The organism is Pantoea sp. BS_8 (genome assembly GCF_041954965.1).
Taxonomy (GTDB): Bacteria; Pseudomonadota; Gammaproteobacteria; order Enterobacterales; family Enterobacteriaceae; genus Pantoea; species Pantoea stewartii.
This window is the reverse complement of record NZ_JAVAXU010000001.1, coordinates 37,389-53,753: the sequence shown is the minus strand read 5'-3', so window position 1 is coordinate 53,753 and position 16,365 is coordinate 37,389. Positions and strand designations below refer to the sequence as shown.

Below are 16,365 nucleotides of genomic sequence, written 5' to 3'. Positions count from 1 at the left end.
TTTTTTATCTGGCCCGCTGATGGTGTGTTAATACCCTGTCCGCAACATGAAGGGAGAATAAGTGAGAAAATGACGCAGTGCGGTGCCCTTATTTAAACAGCGGATGTCAGTGAATCATCTTTATTAAACGGGCACATTTTGCGCCTGTTGCCAGCGTCCTGAACGGATCCGGTAATCCAGCCCGTCCGGGCTGGATTACCGGCACAACAGGCTCCCGGGAAAGCCACCGTTACCCGATACTCAACTTTGGGTAGGCTTCCCACTATACCGGCTGATCGGTTTTTCAGACGGCTGTTTCATCTCACGTCCAAACGCGCGGACGCCTGCCAGAGCCGGTTTAATCCCGCGCCATAACTCTTCATCTTTCAGTAATCGGATGATGCCGCGGATGCCGGGTGCGCTTTTGTCTTCCCCGGCCAGTCCGGCCCCCCGCATCGCTTTTGCGGCATTAACGATCCCCAACAGCACAGGATTGAACTCTTCGGGGGGAATCGTTGCCAGCGCCTTAAAGACCAGGGACAGATTCTGCATGGCATTAAGCGCTCCAGGCTGGTTCAGGCCGTCAACCAGCACTCCGGCAATCTGGGTATTGGCATTGACGATATCTGTAGCCAGACGCAGGAAGCCATGTTGATGAAGGCTTTCCAGCAGCGTGGCAAGGGCTTCGTTTGCTGTGGGCTCGGTGCGCGTGGGCGGCACGTCATACTTTAGCGGTTCAGCCATTAAAACTTCTCCGGATGGGCGGTGTGTTCAGGCGGCAGCGTATAACCTGGCTGACGCCATTTATCCTCAACGGGCAGATGATCGCGCGGCGTGCGGTGCCCATGGCGAAAATTGTGCGACGGCAGCGGTGAAGCGTGAGGAGGACGCGCCAGCTTCTCCAGGCGAATAGCAATTTCTTTATAGGCTGGCGTCTGCACGTCAGGATCGTGATGATCCCCCGTGAGTCCGTTTACGCCCGGCTTACCATGGTGTATCGGGATAAAAAGGATATTACCTGCCACGCGTTCAGTAATGATCACCGGCACCTCAAGCGCACCGCGCCGTGACGTCAGCCTGACCCAGTCGCCTTCCTGCAAGTGACGCTCCTGTGCCAGTGCGGGGCTGATTTCAACGTACCAGTGAGGCGACAGCGAGGTGATTCGTCCCCCCGCCCCCGTCTGGTTGGTGGCCTGAAAATGCTCCAGCATGCGGCCGTTGTTAAGCAGCAGATCATAATGGGCATCGCTCTCCTCGGCAGGCGCTTCCCACTGCAACGGATAGAGCCGCGCTTTGCCATCGGGGAAGTGAAAACCGTCGGTATAGAGCAACGGCGTGCTACTGCCGTCGGCGCTGACAGGCCAGAGCTGTGACTGCCAGCCCGCCAGCCGGTCATAGCTGACGCCGGCAAAGATACCGGCGATGCGCGCCGCTTCCGCCATAATGTCGGCGGGATGCTGATAATACCAGGGATGGCCCAAGCGGCTGGCGAGTTCGGTCAGTATCCGCCAGTCGGGACGACTGTCGCCTAAGGGCGGTAGCACCTCGTAAAAGCGCTGAATACGCCGTTCGGTGTTCACAAACGTCCCCTCTTTTTCGACGCTCGGGCAGGCAGGCAACACGACATCCGCAAATTCTGCCGTCCGGCTCATAAAGATATCCTGCACCACCATAAAATCGAGCCGACTGAACGCCTCATGGACTTTTGTGGAATGCGCATCCGCAAATGCCGTTTCTTCACCAATGATGTACATCGCTTTCAGCGTGCCCTGATGCGCCTGCTCGATCATCCGGTAATTATCTGCGCCCACTTCCGCCGAAAGCGCTTCCGGATCGACGCCCCAGGCCGCCGCCCATTTTTGCCGCACGGCCGGATCCGTGACGCTTTCATAGCCGGGATAGACATTACTCAGGCAGCCAAAATCACTGGCCCCCTGCACATTATTGTGGCCGCGCATGGGATACCCGCCGGTGCCTGGCTTACCATAGTTGCCGGTCACCAGCAGCAGATTCGAGAGTGCGGTGCTGGTATCCGAACCGTGACTGTGCTGCGTAATGCCCATCGCCCACAACAGACAGGCGCTTTTGGCCTGGCCTATCATTTCTGCCGCGTTCGTCAGTTCCTGCACGCTCAGACCGGTTAACTGACTGGCATAGTCGAGCGTGAAAGGCGCCAGCGACGCGCGAAACTCGGCGACGTTATTGACCTTTTCGGCAAGAAAGGCCTCATCGGCATAGCCGTGATCGAACATGTAACGCGCCATCGCCGATGCCCACACCATGTCATAACCCGGCTTAATCCGCAGGTACAGATCCGCGCGCTCAGCCATTTCATAGCGACGGGGATCCACAACGAGAAGCTGCTGCCCGTGATGTTTATGGGACTGTTTGATATGGGAGGCAATGACAGGGTGATTTTCTGCAATGTTGCTGCCGACGATAATGATCAGCGACGCCTGCTGCATATCCTTGATGGTTCCCGCGTCGCCCCCATGGCCGACGGTCCGGAACAATCCCTGGGTGGCAGGGTTTTGACAATAGCGGGAGGAGTTATCGACATTGTTGGTGCCAAAGATTAAACGGGCGATTTTTTGTGTCAGATAGGCTTCTTCATTACTGGCTTTACTGGAACCGATAAAGCCGATGCTGTTGCCGCCCGACTGTCGATGAATCTGCGTCAGGCGCTGGACGATAACCGCCAGCGCTTCATCCCAGCTGGCGGGACGAAAGCGCCCCTGCTCACGGATAAGCGGGGTAGTCAGGCGGTGCGGATCATTCACAAAATCCCAGCCAAACTTGCCTTTTACACAGGTTGAAATGCCGTTTGCGGGTGCATCTGCAACCGGCTGCACTTTTAAGATGTGGCGATCACGCGTCCACATTTCAAAACTGCAGCCTACGCCACAATAAGTGCAGACCGTTTTCGTTTTTTTAATTTCAGACTGGCGCATCGCCATATCGATCAGTGAAACACCGGTAACGGGTCCCGCGCCGATGCTGTTTTCCAGTTTTTTAACCACGTCAATCAGCGGACGTTTAACGGTTTCCGGCATATTGGTGAAGGGACCGGCATTGGGCTGCATCGTTTTTTCCAGCAGCGCATTGCAGGGGCAAACGGTAACGCAATGGCCGCAGCTCACACAGCTTGATCCGGCTATGCGCTCGCCACCGTCCCACAATACGCGGGGATGGTCGGCGGTGTAATCGATAGACAGCGTTTCGTTTACCTCGACGTTCTGGCATGCCTCTACACAGCGACCACAGAGGATACACTGGTCAGGATCGTAAGTATAAAAGGGGTTGGTATGGTCTTTTTCCGCAGGTTTACGCTCATAGGGATAATACTGAATCGGTATCGCCATATCGCTGACCGCGTTGTGTAAGGTGCAGTCGCCGGTATTGTGTTCGCATACCGTACAGTAAAGTTCATGGCGCGCTAAAACGCGGTCCATGCCCTCTTCCTGCGCCGCCTGCGCCTGCGGATCTACACTGCTCACCACCATGTCGTGCACGGTTTCTAGCGTACATCCCCGCACCAGTTTGCCCGCATGCTCTACCCAACAGACATCACAGGTTTCCAGTGGCTTCAGAGCGGGGTGATAACAGACATGCGGCAGTTTTTTGCCGTGCAGTTCGAGAAAATCAATCAGGGGCAAACCTGCCTGACCTGACAGCCGTTCCCCGTTGTAGACAATGGTGCATGTTTCCATGATTTTACCTTTTTTCTTTTCGCGGATGGGATACGCGGTCATCGGCTTTCTGCCTGTATAAAGGCCAGGTAATTTTTATTTCCTGTTAAAACTAGTTGTGCACAGTCGATAAATCAGGCGAGACGGCAGGAGAATTTGAGGGAAAAGGGGTAACAAAGTGTAAGCGCAATATCGGAAACAGGATTCTTATACCAACGGAATATGAAACAGGCAGCCAGCCACCAGGAAAACTCTTAAATTATTTTTTTTGCTCCCTTCCTAATAGTTTTTGGTTGCCGCTTACGCTTGCGAAAAAATATTTTGTGAAATTAACTTAGCGACAGGTTTCCCCCAAACCGAATTTCACTGTTTCACTTAACCGCCGCGCCGGCGGTTTTTTTTCGCTAAAATAAAGCCAGTAAAATGACGTAGCGCCATCATATAACAGACCCGCGTTTTTTCGGTGCACACTTTCGGATGCCAAACGATTATATTCACGTTTCTCTCGCGTTATAAACGCCGCTCTGTACCAGACCTTTCCACAGCAGGTATGGGCTGTGACTTACGCTGGCACGGTGAAGGCGAGGCGGCCTCGTACTTTGCCAGCCATACTGTTGAGATAAAACGTCATCGGTCAGTCAGCTAACCACAGGGGCCGTCTTTAACCGCCAACAGTCCGGTCCCCCGTACTCAGACGAGATCCCAGACTGCGGCGGCCCGGTTAACTGCGAATTATTCAGGGTTTTAAAATCACTTTTGTCCACCCGCTGTCGCGGTTGTCAAAATGTTTATAGCCCTCTGCGGCTTCTGTCAGTTGCAGCCGGTGGGAAATGATTTGTCCCGGCTTCGCTTTGTCCTGCGCGATCAGACGCGCCAGCTGGCGGTTATAGGCTTTGACGTTTGCCTGGCCAGTGCGGACAGACTGGCCTTTAAACCAGAAGCTGCCGAAGTCGAAAGGCATTTTACCTTCTTTCGCCAGATCGGTGGCAGCACCGGGATCCTGTGGCACAAACACGCCCACCACGCCAATGCCGCCCGTCGCTTTGGTGGAGGCCACCAGGCTGTTCATGGTGTCGGCGTTATCTTCAACCCCATGTTTGTTACAGCACTGATATCCCACACATTCGCAGCCACAATCGGTGCCCCGGCCATCCGTCAGGTCGAGAATTTTATTTACCGCATCGGTCCCGGTGGCATTAATGGCAATGGCACCGAGTTTTTCAGCCAGCGCCAGCCTGTCGGCATGCGTGTCCACAACGTACACTTCGGAGGCACCCTTGATAATCGCCGAATGCGCCGCCATCAGTCCTACCGGCCCTGCACCATAGATAGCCACACTTTCGCCGGGTTTGAGCCCCGCCAGTTCAGTGGCATGCCAGCCGGTGGGAAAAATATCAGACAGCATGACGTAATCGTCTTCCTTTTCAACCGCATCGGGTGGCAGCACCAGGCAGTTAAAATCGGCAAAGGGTACGCGCAATAATTCTGCCTGACCACCAGACCAGGGCCCCATTTCGGCAAAGCCGTACGCCGCCCCTGCCGTGCCTGGATTGGTTGTCAGGCAGAAGCCTGTCAGCCCTTTTTCACAGTTTTCGCAGAATCCGCAGCCGACGTTGAAAGGCAGGCAGACATAATCTCCGACTTTCACGCGCTCCACACCGCTGCCGATCTCTACCACCTGCCCCAGATTTTCATGGCCCAGGATACGGCCCTGTTCGAAGCTGGTACGCCCTTCGTACATATGAAGATCAGATCCGCAAATATTGGTGGTGGTGATACGAACCAGAACATCCGTGGGACGCTCAATTTTGGCATCGGGCACGTCTTTTACTGACACATCGTATGGTCCGTTATAAACGACTGCTTTCATATTTTTCCCCTCGGGTCATGGATGATTTGGCACCCACCGGCCCTGACCGGGACGGCGAGCGGCATCGGATTTTCTGGGCTGGTTAATCAGCCTGACGCTAATCGTGCGTTCGCTGTGGAAAGAGACCGTTCGCTTAAAATACGCGTGACTAAAAAGCGTGATTGCCTGCCCTGTTTTTAAAATAATTAGGGTTGCGCAATATTTTCGGATATTTCCGACAAATTTAACTACGGTGGAATAATGACAGATTCCCTCTGGAATGACCTGCGATACATTTCTCCTTCGTGGTTAAGATTTGCCTTCATGTTCTTTTTAAATCAGTCTTAAAAGCGTAACTGAGATAAATAAAATTGCTGCTCATCGTGAAAATTAATTCAAATAAAAATAACTTAGACTTTTTTTACAATGACTTATCTGAGAAGGTGATTATGTGAACGGAAGTTACAAAGGAGAAAAGCGAAGCCGCCTGCTGATTTAATGCACAGCAAGGCCGTAAACCTGAACAGATTAATTACAGACGGTATCCGAAAACATGCATTCCTTATGTCTGACAGAAAATCGTGTTTATTTTTCACAGGTTGCGCATTATGCCCGGCAGGGGATTATCACGGCCTGGCTTATATTACCTTTCTGCGTATTAATTTATCATGGCAGTATTCGCGCTTGTGGCCCGTTCCCGCCGGGCTTTAATTACAGGCTGCCGGATGCTCACTCTGTCAATACAGATTCAGGCAATACGCTGATCCTGCCTGTGTGCTAACGGTTTTTTCCTTCGGTGCTGAGCCGGTCTGGCGGGTCAGACCGGTGTGCAGACATAAACGTGCACAACGCTATCAGGCAGGGAGATGACAGCAGGTAAGTGATCTCCGGCCTGCCCCGTCCGATGAGGTGCCTGCGAGGGCGCAGGTTTTTACGATGCGGCAGCGTGCCCATTCAGCTGGGTTTTGAACGTCCCGGCAATATCTTACTTTCCGCGCCCTGCTGTTTAGCGGAAAAATCCTGTTCCACAGGGTGTTCTGTGCCCATCCGGCTACTGATGTCGATACCGAACACACAGAAGCCCAGCAAGTCTTTGGCTTCATCTTCCACCCGGGTAATGATAACCAGATCAATACGGCCGCCCGGCAGCGTCACTTCATAAGGCGGATAAGGCAGCCCTTTTTCGCGGAAATCCTGAAGCCATAACAGTTTATCCGCCTCCGAAGGGATGACTTCATAGATATAACGGTCGATGAGATCGTCCAGTTCCCAGCAGACGCGTTCGGCGAAGGTCTCACTGGCATCCACGATCCGGAGATCCGTGTTGAGGAAACAGATGGAGGTCCCGGGCGCAGCGTACATGGACGAGATCTGATGCGCGCGCTGATCGAGAGACATGCGTTGTACCCTGCGATGAAATTTTTTACCCGGTCGGGTGAGTAGCAACGCGTGCGTCTCATCTGCGGTCAGCGGCTTGCCGAATAAATAGCCCTGCGCATAGGTGCAGCCTATTTTCCGCAGCATTTCCGCCTCTTCCTCTGTTTCAACCCCTTCGGCGATCACGTCCATATCCAGGCTGCGTCCCAGGCCGACAACGCTGGAAACAATCTTGCGACTGTCCTTTTGGTGCAGCATTGAGCGAATGAAACTGCTGTCGATTTTGATTGTGGTGGCAGGAAGCTGAATGAGCCAGGCCAGGCTTGAGAATCCGGTGCCAAAGTCATCCATTGCTATCATGCAGCCCATATCTGAAAGGTAATCAATCTGCGCACGCGCTGAATCCACATCATCTATCAGAGCCGTTTCGGTGATTTCTATCTTGAGCCTGGGCAAACTGAAGGCGTACTGATTTGCCACGTGCTTGATGATGTCAGGCAGATGACGGCCCTTCAGTTGGGAAGGCGAAACATTAACCGATAAAAACTGCTGTTCGGGCCAGGTGCCTGCGGTCAGGATGCCCTGAGTTAACAGGACGGCGGTCAGTTCATTCAGCAGGCCCTGACGTTCCATTTCGGGAATGAATTGATCGGGCGGGATAATAAGCCCGTCCGGTAAAACGCGGCGGGCCAGCATTTCAAAGCCGACTACCCGCTCATCCTCGAGCGACACAATCGGCTGAAAATAAGGCGTAAATTCACCGGCCTGAAGCCGTTTCTTAAAGCAGGTATGCAATGTCGCATTTTTTCTTTTCGTGTTCATTCAGGTGCCTGCAACCTGCCGCGTGTTTTCATCCGGCCGTTATGGGTGATCGATTAGTCGTTAAGTCCTCATAAAATGACGAGGTTTCATATCTGAAAAAGGCGCGCTGGCGGAATGTCTGCCGTCACCCTCTCTTTCAGTCAGTCATGAAAGGTTGAGCCGCCGTGAGATGGCCGCATCATATTGCTGCACGTCGGGAAACGCCAGACGTTTTGCCTTTCATTCTTCTGCCAGCACTTGCGCTGTGATCGTGTTATCGGCATTAAACAAGCGAACCGTAGTGATTTATGCTTTTCAGTTGCGAATCACCTCGCATGATCCCCGCTAAGCCCCTGCCCTGCCTTGCTGACAGGCTGCTGAAGAGCCGCAGCCAGGCGGCGCATTGATCGTGTTGATCGGGCTGGGGCGAAATTTTTTCGTCCTGCGTGGCGCGTCACTGACAAACGCCCCGGGAAGACGAGGGACACCGTCACGGCAGACTGGCTTGTCCCCGCAGCAAAAACGCGGTGCTACCGCTGCCTTGCTTCATCCTGAACAAGCCGCCACGTGGGAGGTTATGTAAAGACAGAGACTGACTATGTAAATTATTCCTTGTCTGGCCGGGCCTGCCGATAACCTTTTTGCAACATTAGCGGAAACAATTCTTATGGAGAACCTTATGTTCAGACCAGGAAAAATGTCACTCAACATGATGCTCAACGCGGCTTTCCTGACCGTCATCATGCTCGGCGTGTGTATTACCCTTTTTGCCGGTATCAAGCTCAGTACGGTCAGAGATCAGCAGAAGCTGACGGTAGCCCGACTGAATGATTTACGCACCTTACAGACCATTAAGGACAACGTTGCACAGCAAACTACGCTGCTTCTGGCGGCATCCTCGGGTGACAGGCACGCATCCATACAGGATATCGCTGCAAAATTTGCGGCATTACAACAAAACAGTGATGACACCACCGCCCACTTCCGCACGCTGATTAACGGTGCGCGTACCATTCCGGGTATTAACCTCAGCGAAGTGGATGAAGCCTCTGACTTTTTGAAAAAAATCGAAACGTCATCGCCGCCTTTCAAAGCCAGTGCGACGCGAGCCCTGCAACAGGACGGCAATGCCGTCCGTGAACATATCGACAACGCGCTACTGACGGACCTGGCGAACTACCGCTCAGCCGTCAACGATATGGTGGCTTATCAGGATCGTGTGACCGGCGGTACGGCAGTGAAGACCGAAACGGGGCTCGCAGGCGTGTTCCTGTCGCTGAGCGTACTCACCGTGGTGTTTATCGCTCTGGGCTTTGTCATGAGCTGGCTGATTACGCGCCGTATCAAGAAACAGTTGGGCGCAGAACCCGCCCAGGCACAGGCGCTGGCCGCCGCCATTGCCGCCGGCGATCTGAGTACGCCGGTTAAACTTCGCCGCGATGATGCTTTCAGCCTGATGGCCTCACTGGCAGGCATGCAGGACAACCTGCGTGACCTGGTATCGCAGATTAAAGCCTCATCCGCTTCCGTCTCGCTGGCGGCCGATGAAATCTCACGAGGCAATACCGAGCTGTCTTCCCGAACCGAACAGCAGGCCGCCGCATTACAGGAAACGGCCGCCAGTATGGAGGAGCTGACGACAACGGTGAAAAACAATGCCGCCAGTGCGCAGAAGACCGCCGAGTCTGCCCGTGAGACCGCATTGCTGGCACGTAAGGGGGAAACTGACGTGCAGAAAATGTCGGATACCATGCACACGATTTCGGCCAGTGCGCTTAAAGTTCGCGACATCATCGCCGTGATTGAAAGCATCGCCTTCCAGACTAATATTCTGGCGCTCAATGCCGCCGTAGAAGCCGCGCGCGCCGGTGAAGATGGCCGGGGTTTTGCGGTCGTTGCGGGGGAGGTCAGAACACTGGCGCAACGCAGTGCGACGGCAGCCCGTGACATCAAGCAGCTCATTGAGCAGGCGGTTACGCAGGTGGAAAGCGGCGTGGGCGTCGCACAGGGAACGGGGGAAAGTATTCTGAAGATTGTCGGTATGGTCGGCTCACTGGCGTCCGCCATGGATGAGATTTCACTGGCATCGTCTGAGCAGATGCAGGGCATTTCGCAGGTCAGCATCGCCGTCAGTCAGATGGATGGCGTCACGCAAAATAACGCGGCCCTGGTTGAGGAATCTTCCACCGCGTCTCACGGTCTGTCTGATCAGGCGCATGCGCTCCAGGCGATTGTGGAAACGTTCAGGGTCTGACCCCGACAGAGGCCAGATGCAGATGCTGGCCTCTTTCATGCTCAACGCGCCGCTCTCAGCTCTCCCCTTTCCCGTTTCTCAGCCATCAGGCATCGCTGTCTTTTAGCGGCTTCGTTACAGGCTTTCATGTCAAACCACCTGCGCATTCATTTCTACCGGTCAGGACAGTCAGATGAAACGCCATTCAGTCCCTCGGCATCCTGTTTAAAGGATTTAAAATGCTGATTGTCGTCAATTTTCACCACATAGACAGAATCGAAATCGGTTGCTGACCAGTCCGGCACCTGCCCGGCATCCCCACCCGTTTTTTCAACCAGCCTGCGCGCAGCGGTCACCAGATTTTTGTGTTCCCAGGAGATAAACGTCAGAGGCACCGCTTTTTCTGCCAGCAGATCCGCGACCAGCTTATTGGGCTTGTCGGCGTGAAAGCGCAGTATGACGGGTTGAGAAACCTGTACCGCCAGAGGAATAAGGGTTGAAAGCGGGCGCAGTGAACTGCCGGTTTTATCCTCTTTCGGTGCCGAAGCATAAAGCGCATCGGGATTGCCGTAACGGCTGAGCAATACCCTCGGCAGTTTCAGGGCGCGATTCAGCCCTTTGCAGGTCAGTTGCCCGCTGGCGTTGTCGGGCTTTTCGCCATGACGGAAAAACACAAATGTACTGTCAGCCGAAGCCTTCAACGGGATAAGTGTTGCAAGACCAAACAACAGCGCGAAAACGTTTTTCATCCGGGTCTCCTGTTGGCGATGATGGCGGAGTGGATAACCTACTTCACGTGGCCCTGTAATAACCAGGGGTAAATGATGGGTAAGACGGCAAAAGCAAAAGACTGGCGAAAATATCGCGGTTGATGTGGTCAGATTTATCGGCTGTATTGCGTCTGCCAGGCGCGAATATTTTTTGGCGGCGGTCTGTGATTATAAGGCCTGCCCCGTTCCCTTTCTCTGCGTTGTAAGAGACCGGCCCGCGAAAAAAAGCCCCATTCGGGCATTACCCTACATGATCTGCAGACAAAGCTGCCCGGCTAAACAGTAGAAAATTTCATCATTTAGCTGACTTATGCATCCTGCAACATGGCCGATAACCAGTCTGTAATTAATTTTAATCACAGGGAGCAGTTATGTTAGGCAAATTATTCAGGAAATCCCCGCCCGCGCCAGAAGTCATTTTAACGCCACGCCAGGAGGTGCCCGTCGAAGAAGTGCCGCCATGCGGGGCGTTATCAGATCGTCTGGACAGTTTTTTGGCTCTGCTGCCAGAGTTCTTGTGGGTCTGTGAGGGGAAAGACATCACCGACAGCACTACGCTCTGGATTTCATCTGCCGCGCCGTTTAATTTTCCGCAAGGGGGCAACAATATTCTGACTCTCTCGGCGCTTTGCTCGCTTGTTCATGATGAAGACAAAAGTCATTTCAGACAGCTTTTACGAACCGTTCAGCCCTCTGCCGCTTCCGGTGTGACCCATAAATGCCGTTTTATGACGGCAGGCGGCAGCTACGAATGGTTTCAGGTAGCCGTTAAACGTGAGCGCGGCGCTGACGGCCATAACCAGAGGCTGACAGGTACGTTGCTGAACATCAGTGAGGACGTGGCGCACGAAAGCGAATATGACATTGTCATGACCCGCTTCAACCTGTCGCGTGAAATGCTGAATGACGGGCTCTGGGACCTGCAGATCATCAATGGTGACCCTTTACATCCGAATAACGTTTTCTGGTGGTCCCCACAGTTCAGAAAACTGCTTGGATTCGAAACCGTTGAAGAGTTTCCTGATGTGATTGACAGCTGGGCTTCCCGTCTCCATCCCGACGACAGTCAGCACACGCTGGATGCCTTTATCAAACACCTTAACGACCATTCGGGCGCAACAGGTTATGACGTTGAATACCGCGTTAAACTCAAAAACGGCAATTACCGGTGGTTCCGTGCACGTGGACAGACCCGACGGGACAAAGAGGGTATACCTTTGCGGGCGGTCGGGGCGCTGATCGATATACAGACGCTGAAAGACCAGGAAGTTCAGGCTGAGCATGAACGCCAGCGAAGAGATGAGGCATCAGCCTCTGTCAGTGAGATCGCTGATTTAGTCTCTGAAAATGCCAATATTGCCGCTCAGATCAAACTCATCTCACTGAATGCCAGCATTGAGGCCGCCAGAGCCGGCGTGCAGGGACGAGGGTTTTCTGTTATTGCCAGCGAAATCCGCGAACTGGCCGACAGAACCGCGGAGATAACCGAAAACATAAGCCGTCTGCAAATCCGGCTGGATGCCTCTTCGCGCCTTTAAAATCATCACTGCACCCTTCAGTTTCATCGCACACTTTCTGGTTGGCTTCCGGGGAGTGTGCCCACTACTCAACACAACATCCCATTTTGCCGGGCTCGGACTGAATTGCGCATCATACCCTTTACTGCCCCTGCTACGGGTCCAAAACCGGGCCTGGTCATCAGTGAATATGCGTTAAAGCGCGATGAGACAAAATATGGATTGGATTTTGCTTGTTTTATGGACTGTATCACAGGGTATGCAGGCAGGAAGAGCGCTTACGCTTACGGCGCTGAATGCTGATGAGCTGCATTACGGAATGCAGCTCACCGGCGTCTGTTAACGAAGCAGAGACAGCATGGTCTGTGGCACCTGGTTGGCCTGTGCCAGTACAGAAGAACCGGCCTGCTGCAGGATCTGCGCGCGGGACATGTTTGACACTTCCGTCGCGTAGTCCGCATCCTGAATACGGCTGCGGGCAGCGGTCAGGTTGGTCACGGTGTTGTTCAGGTTGCTGATGGTGGACTCAAAACGGTTCTGAGACGCACCCAGCAGGCTGCGCTGGTTGTCGACCGCCTTAATCGCTTTATCAATGTCGGCCAGCGGCGTATTGCTGGACGCCGTCCCGCCAGTGCCGCCGGTGACCGCGCCCTTCAGAACGTCGAAGCCGATAGCAGAGGTGCTGCGGGCATTGCCGTTTACGGTCTGGCCCGTGGTTGTCTCGGTATTCTGGGTGGTGCCAGACTGCCCCGCTGCCGCCAGGTCGAAGCCGTCACTTGCGCTCAGCGTAATGCCGATTGTCTGACCGTCTTTTGCGCCTACCTGGAAGTTGTAGGTGGTGCTGCCGGAACCGGTGTTCAGGACTTTAATGCCGTTGAAGTCGGTCTGTTTGGTGACGCGGTCGATTTCCTGCATACGCTGGTTAACTTCCGCCTGGATTGAGTCGATGTCAGACGCTGAGTTAGAGCTGTTCTGCGCCTGAACGGTCAGGTCGCGTACGCGTTGCAGGTTATTGTTGATTTCGGTCAGTGCGCCTTCAGCCGTCTGCGACAGAGAGATACCGTCGTTGGCGTTACGGGCTGCAACGGTCATACCGTTGATGTTAGAAGTAAAGCGGTTAGCGATGGCTTCGCCGGCTGCGTCGTCTTTAGCGCTGTTGATGCGCAGACCGGAAGAGAGACGCTCAATTGCCGTGCCCAGAGCAGACTGTGATTTGGTCAGGTTATTCTGCGTAACCAGTGAAAGTGTATTTGTGTTAATAACGGCCATGTTAAGTCCTTGTAGTTAAAGCGTGTATATCACGCTATACCGTTATCGCCACAATAGTTACTTTCTTTAACTGTGTCACAGAGAAATCATTTAACTGTCATATACTGCTGCTTTTTTAACCCGGCCTCGTTGCTGATAATGCCCGCGTTGAGCGAGCAATGGAGATATATATTCTCAACGAGAGATATTTCTTTTTTTATGGTTACTCAGAAAGCTTTTTAGGCCATCAATAAAAATGCGCACCCTCAGGGAGAGATGTAAGCGAGTGGGGTAAATAGCATGGATAGCAACCTCCTCGCCTCGTGTATCAGCCAATACCTGTACCAGGTGCCCTGCTAAAATATCCTTTTCAATCATGAATGAAGGTAAATAACCGATACCCAATCCGGCTATGGCAGCTAAGCGTATGGCATCGCCGCTGTCGAACCTGACATGGTTCCTGCCGTTCAGCGTTATTTGCCCATGCTCCTCGTCAAAGAGTGTCCATGCGCCTGAAGCCGCTCCTAAACCATAAACAAGACGACGATGCTCTTTGAGGTCAGCAGGTGATTCCGGTTTACCCCATTGCTTAAGATAGTCCGGTGATACGAATAGCTGTGACCTTGCTCTGTCGATCACCTGTGTGATGTATTGATGGCTTGTGGCTGCATTGCCTACCCGAACGGCAAGGTCAAATCCTTCTTCCACCAGATCGACAACCCGATCGCTAAAGCTGACTTCAATGTTTATATTCGGTGAGTTCTGTAAAAACGTCTGGAGAAAAGGAAGGATAACCATTTTGCCATAACCCTCTGACACGGTCAGTCTCAGAATGCCTTTTGGCACTGGTGAATTATGCCGGATACTGGCTTCGGCTTCTTCTATGTCTTCCAGTAATCTGCAGCAGCGGTGATAGAATTCATGCCCCTCTGTGGTCAGAGATAACCGCCGCGTGGTGCGTTGAAAAAGCCTTGTCTGCAGGTGCTCTTCTAACCGGGTTATCGCTTTACCCGCCGCAGAGCGCGTTAACCCCATCGCCTTGCCGCCAGCAACAAAACTCCCTGCCTCTGCAACCGCGACAAAGATCCGCATTGCCCTGATGTCCAGAGCGGAGCCTGTAGTATGGCCAAGAGTCGTGAAAGACATAACCTATCCGTTGCAATGTTTATTTTACTTTTACGAGGGGATGAACTCTGCCTGCTTCGAAGGAGTAATACTGGCTGAATGAACAGTTGCTTCAGCTTGCCTGCCGGTGGATTAGAAAAGGGAGAAACTCTTTAAACAGCTGCATCCAGAAATCTTAAAGAAGAAACAGGTATTGAAGGGCTGCCTTTATAATTAACACTTGCTTATAGCGAATGGTAAGTCAAAAAATCTTGTAAAGAACGAAGCCTTATCTGGCGAAAACTGCATCTGACCGTTGACAGCAAGATATGTGAAAACATCGATGTTGACCTGGCACTTAACAACGTTACGAACTCAGAGCCACTTTCGGATCAATCCGGCAGACCCACTGGAAAATTTGGTCAGACGCCAATGATTCTGACAACATTTGGCTATGTCACGATGAACTGGTCTTAAGATAATTAGTGATTTCATTCATTCTCAAAGGGGCGAATTAACGGCCCAGCGAGTACGCAGATCTTAATCATGAAGTCGCTAATCAACATCTGAACGTGAGCAGTGCGCGGTGGAAATGGAAAATAGATTACAATCTGTCGCTCGGTAGTGTAAACGTTACAGAGTTAAACAAATGTTTGGTGGTTCACTGAGACTGAGCGACTACGATGGTCCGGTCGCAGAGGTACTGAACGAGTTGTCCTAATGTCTGACAAATTATTCTTTGCCCCGATTAAATCATTATTATCTTGTCTTACAATAGCAGCGACCTCCTGACCATTTTTTTTGATTATCTTTGCGTTTTTTATAGTTAAATTCCAAAAATATTGATCAAAGGGGATTTTTATATTTGATAGACTTTTTGCACCAACAGCAGAATTTATCTTTATAGTTTCATTATACACGGATTTTATTTTTTTATTTTTGCTAACTTCAAAATTTGATACAACCTCAATTGAATATTTTGATACATGATCTTCAAAATACACAGATAAAGGTAGCATTGAGATGAAAGTTAAAAATAACTTTTTCTTAGCATTACTCATTATCTTTCTTCCTGTTTTTTGTTTTGTAAATTGAAAAAACCATAGCTACGAAAATGATTATTAGCAATGCTATGTGAGACGGCTTTGGGGGCTCATCATTACTGAAATCAATAAAAAAACTTACAACAATCAAAAGAAAAGCTAATATTCCAAAAAAAATCTAATTTTATGTTTGTTTGACATTTTATTACCCTTATAAATTAAGTGCCTGCAAAACCAGGCACTTATTAGTTAATTAATTATCACCACCGTCACCATCGTCACCATCGTCATCGCCGTCGTCGCTATCATCATCATTCGAGAGATCATCTGCATAGTTTGCACATGCGGCGGCAGCTCCTAATGCCGCTGCTGCTCCTCCTGCTATAGTTTCAGATGCTAATGCTGTCGCGGCAATTCCTGCGGCACATGCAATACCATCACTTGCTGTGCTTCCACCCGAAACAAGTAAAAATTCTTCTTCAGATAGGACATTTAACATTTCATTTCTCCCAAGGTTAGCTATTTAAGATAACTGCTACTCCGTTACAACAAGAGCCAAAGCTGATAAAAAATTAGCTCTTTCATGCACATTTAAAGTTAAACTTTTCTTAGCTTTACGAGTTTCATGTAAATCGTAATTACGGAAATATGTTAAATTTATTTCAATTATTTCAATTATTTCAATTATTTCAATTATTTCAATTGGTTACGAAACCTTTTTTCCATTTATCGCATGTAATAAAATTATTGGAAGT

11 protein-coding genes are annotated in these 16,365 nt (G+C 51.6%); 2 read left to right on the top strand and 9 right to left on the bottom strand.

All coding sequences use genetic code 11. The features are described from left to right. Positions 1-240 precede the first annotated feature (240 nt). From RAC65_RS00245 to RAC65_RS00230, 4 genes are all read right to left on the bottom strand, one after another. Positions 241-723: a DUF1641 domain-containing protein gene (locus tag RAC65_RS00245; protein ID WP_039340755.1), complete on the bottom strand. Its 483-nt coding sequence runs from the start codon at positions 721-723 to the stop codon at positions 241-243. Continuing rightward, the gene (fdhF, locus tag RAC65_RS00240) at positions 723-3,689 is read right to left on the bottom strand and encodes a formate dehydrogenase subunit alpha (RefSeq protein ID WP_375096229.1); all 2,967 of its coding nucleotides are present in this window, start codon (positions 3,687-3,689) and stop codon (positions 723-725) included. Before fdhF ends, RAC65_RS00245 begins: the two co-directional genes overlap by 1 nt. Positions 3,690-4,404: 715 nt before the next feature. Beyond that, on the bottom strand, positions 4,405-5,538 hold the full coding sequence (locus RAC65_RS00235; protein ID WP_039340758.1) for a glutathione-independent formaldehyde dehydrogenase: 1,134 nt from the start codon (positions 5,536-5,538) through the stop codon (positions 4,405-4,407). 933 nt (positions 5,539-6,471) lie between these two features. Beyond that, a complete protein-coding gene (locus tag RAC65_RS00230; protein ID WP_058701691.1) occupies positions 6,472-7,716 on the bottom strand; it encodes an EAL domain-containing protein in 1,245 nt (414 codons plus the stop codon). 658 nt (positions 7,717-8,374) lie between these two features. Between RAC65_RS00230 and RAC65_RS00225 the strand changes: the two genes are divergently transcribed. Next, a complete protein-coding gene (locus tag RAC65_RS00225; RefSeq protein ID WP_205955234.1) occupies positions 8,375-9,949 on the top strand; it encodes a methyl-accepting chemotaxis protein in 1,575 nt (524 codons plus the stop codon). 152 nt (positions 9,950-10,101) lie between these two features. Here RAC65_RS00225 and RAC65_RS00220 read toward each other — a convergent pair whose 3' ends face one another. Next, on the bottom strand, positions 10,102-10,677 hold the full coding sequence (locus RAC65_RS00220; protein WP_006119690.1) for a histidine phosphatase family protein: 576 nt from the start codon (positions 10,675-10,677) through the stop codon (positions 10,102-10,104). Between the two features lie 392 nt (positions 10,678-11,069). Here RAC65_RS00220 and RAC65_RS00215 point away from each other — a divergent pair, with 392 nt between their 5' ends. Then, a complete protein-coding gene (locus tag RAC65_RS00215) occupies positions 11,070-12,236 on the top strand; it encodes a PAS domain-containing protein (protein ID WP_375096228.1) in 1,167 nt (388 codons plus the stop codon). Positions 12,237-12,554: 318 nt separating this feature from the next. Here the strand turns inward: RAC65_RS00215 and RAC65_RS00210 are convergent, their stop codons facing one another. The 4 genes from RAC65_RS00210 to RAC65_RS00195 all read right to left on the bottom strand — a co-directional run bounded on the left by RAC65_RS00210 (position 12,555) and on the right by RAC65_RS00195 (position 16,109). Then, positions 12,555-13,484, bottom strand: a complete 930-nt coding sequence (locus RAC65_RS00210; protein WP_039340776.1) for a flagellin — start codon at positions 13,482-13,484, stop codon at positions 12,555-12,557. Positions 13,485-13,658: 174 nt separating this feature from the next. Next, on the bottom strand, positions 13,659-14,609 hold the full coding sequence (locus tag RAC65_RS00205) for a LysR family transcriptional regulator (RefSeq protein WP_375096227.1): 951 nt from the start codon (positions 14,607-14,609) through the stop codon (positions 13,659-13,661). A gap of 599 nt (positions 14,610-15,208) precedes the next feature. Further along, entirely contained in the window at positions 15,209-15,628 is a 420-nt protein-coding gene (locus RAC65_RS00200) for a DUF3857 domain-containing protein (RefSeq protein WP_375096226.1), read from the bottom strand. 235 nt (positions 15,629-15,863) lie between these two features. Continuing rightward, entirely contained in the window at positions 15,864-16,109 is a 246-nt protein-coding gene (locus RAC65_RS00195; protein ID WP_375096225.1) for a hypothetical protein, read from the bottom strand. Between the last annotated feature and the right edge of the window lie 256 nt (positions 16,110-16,365).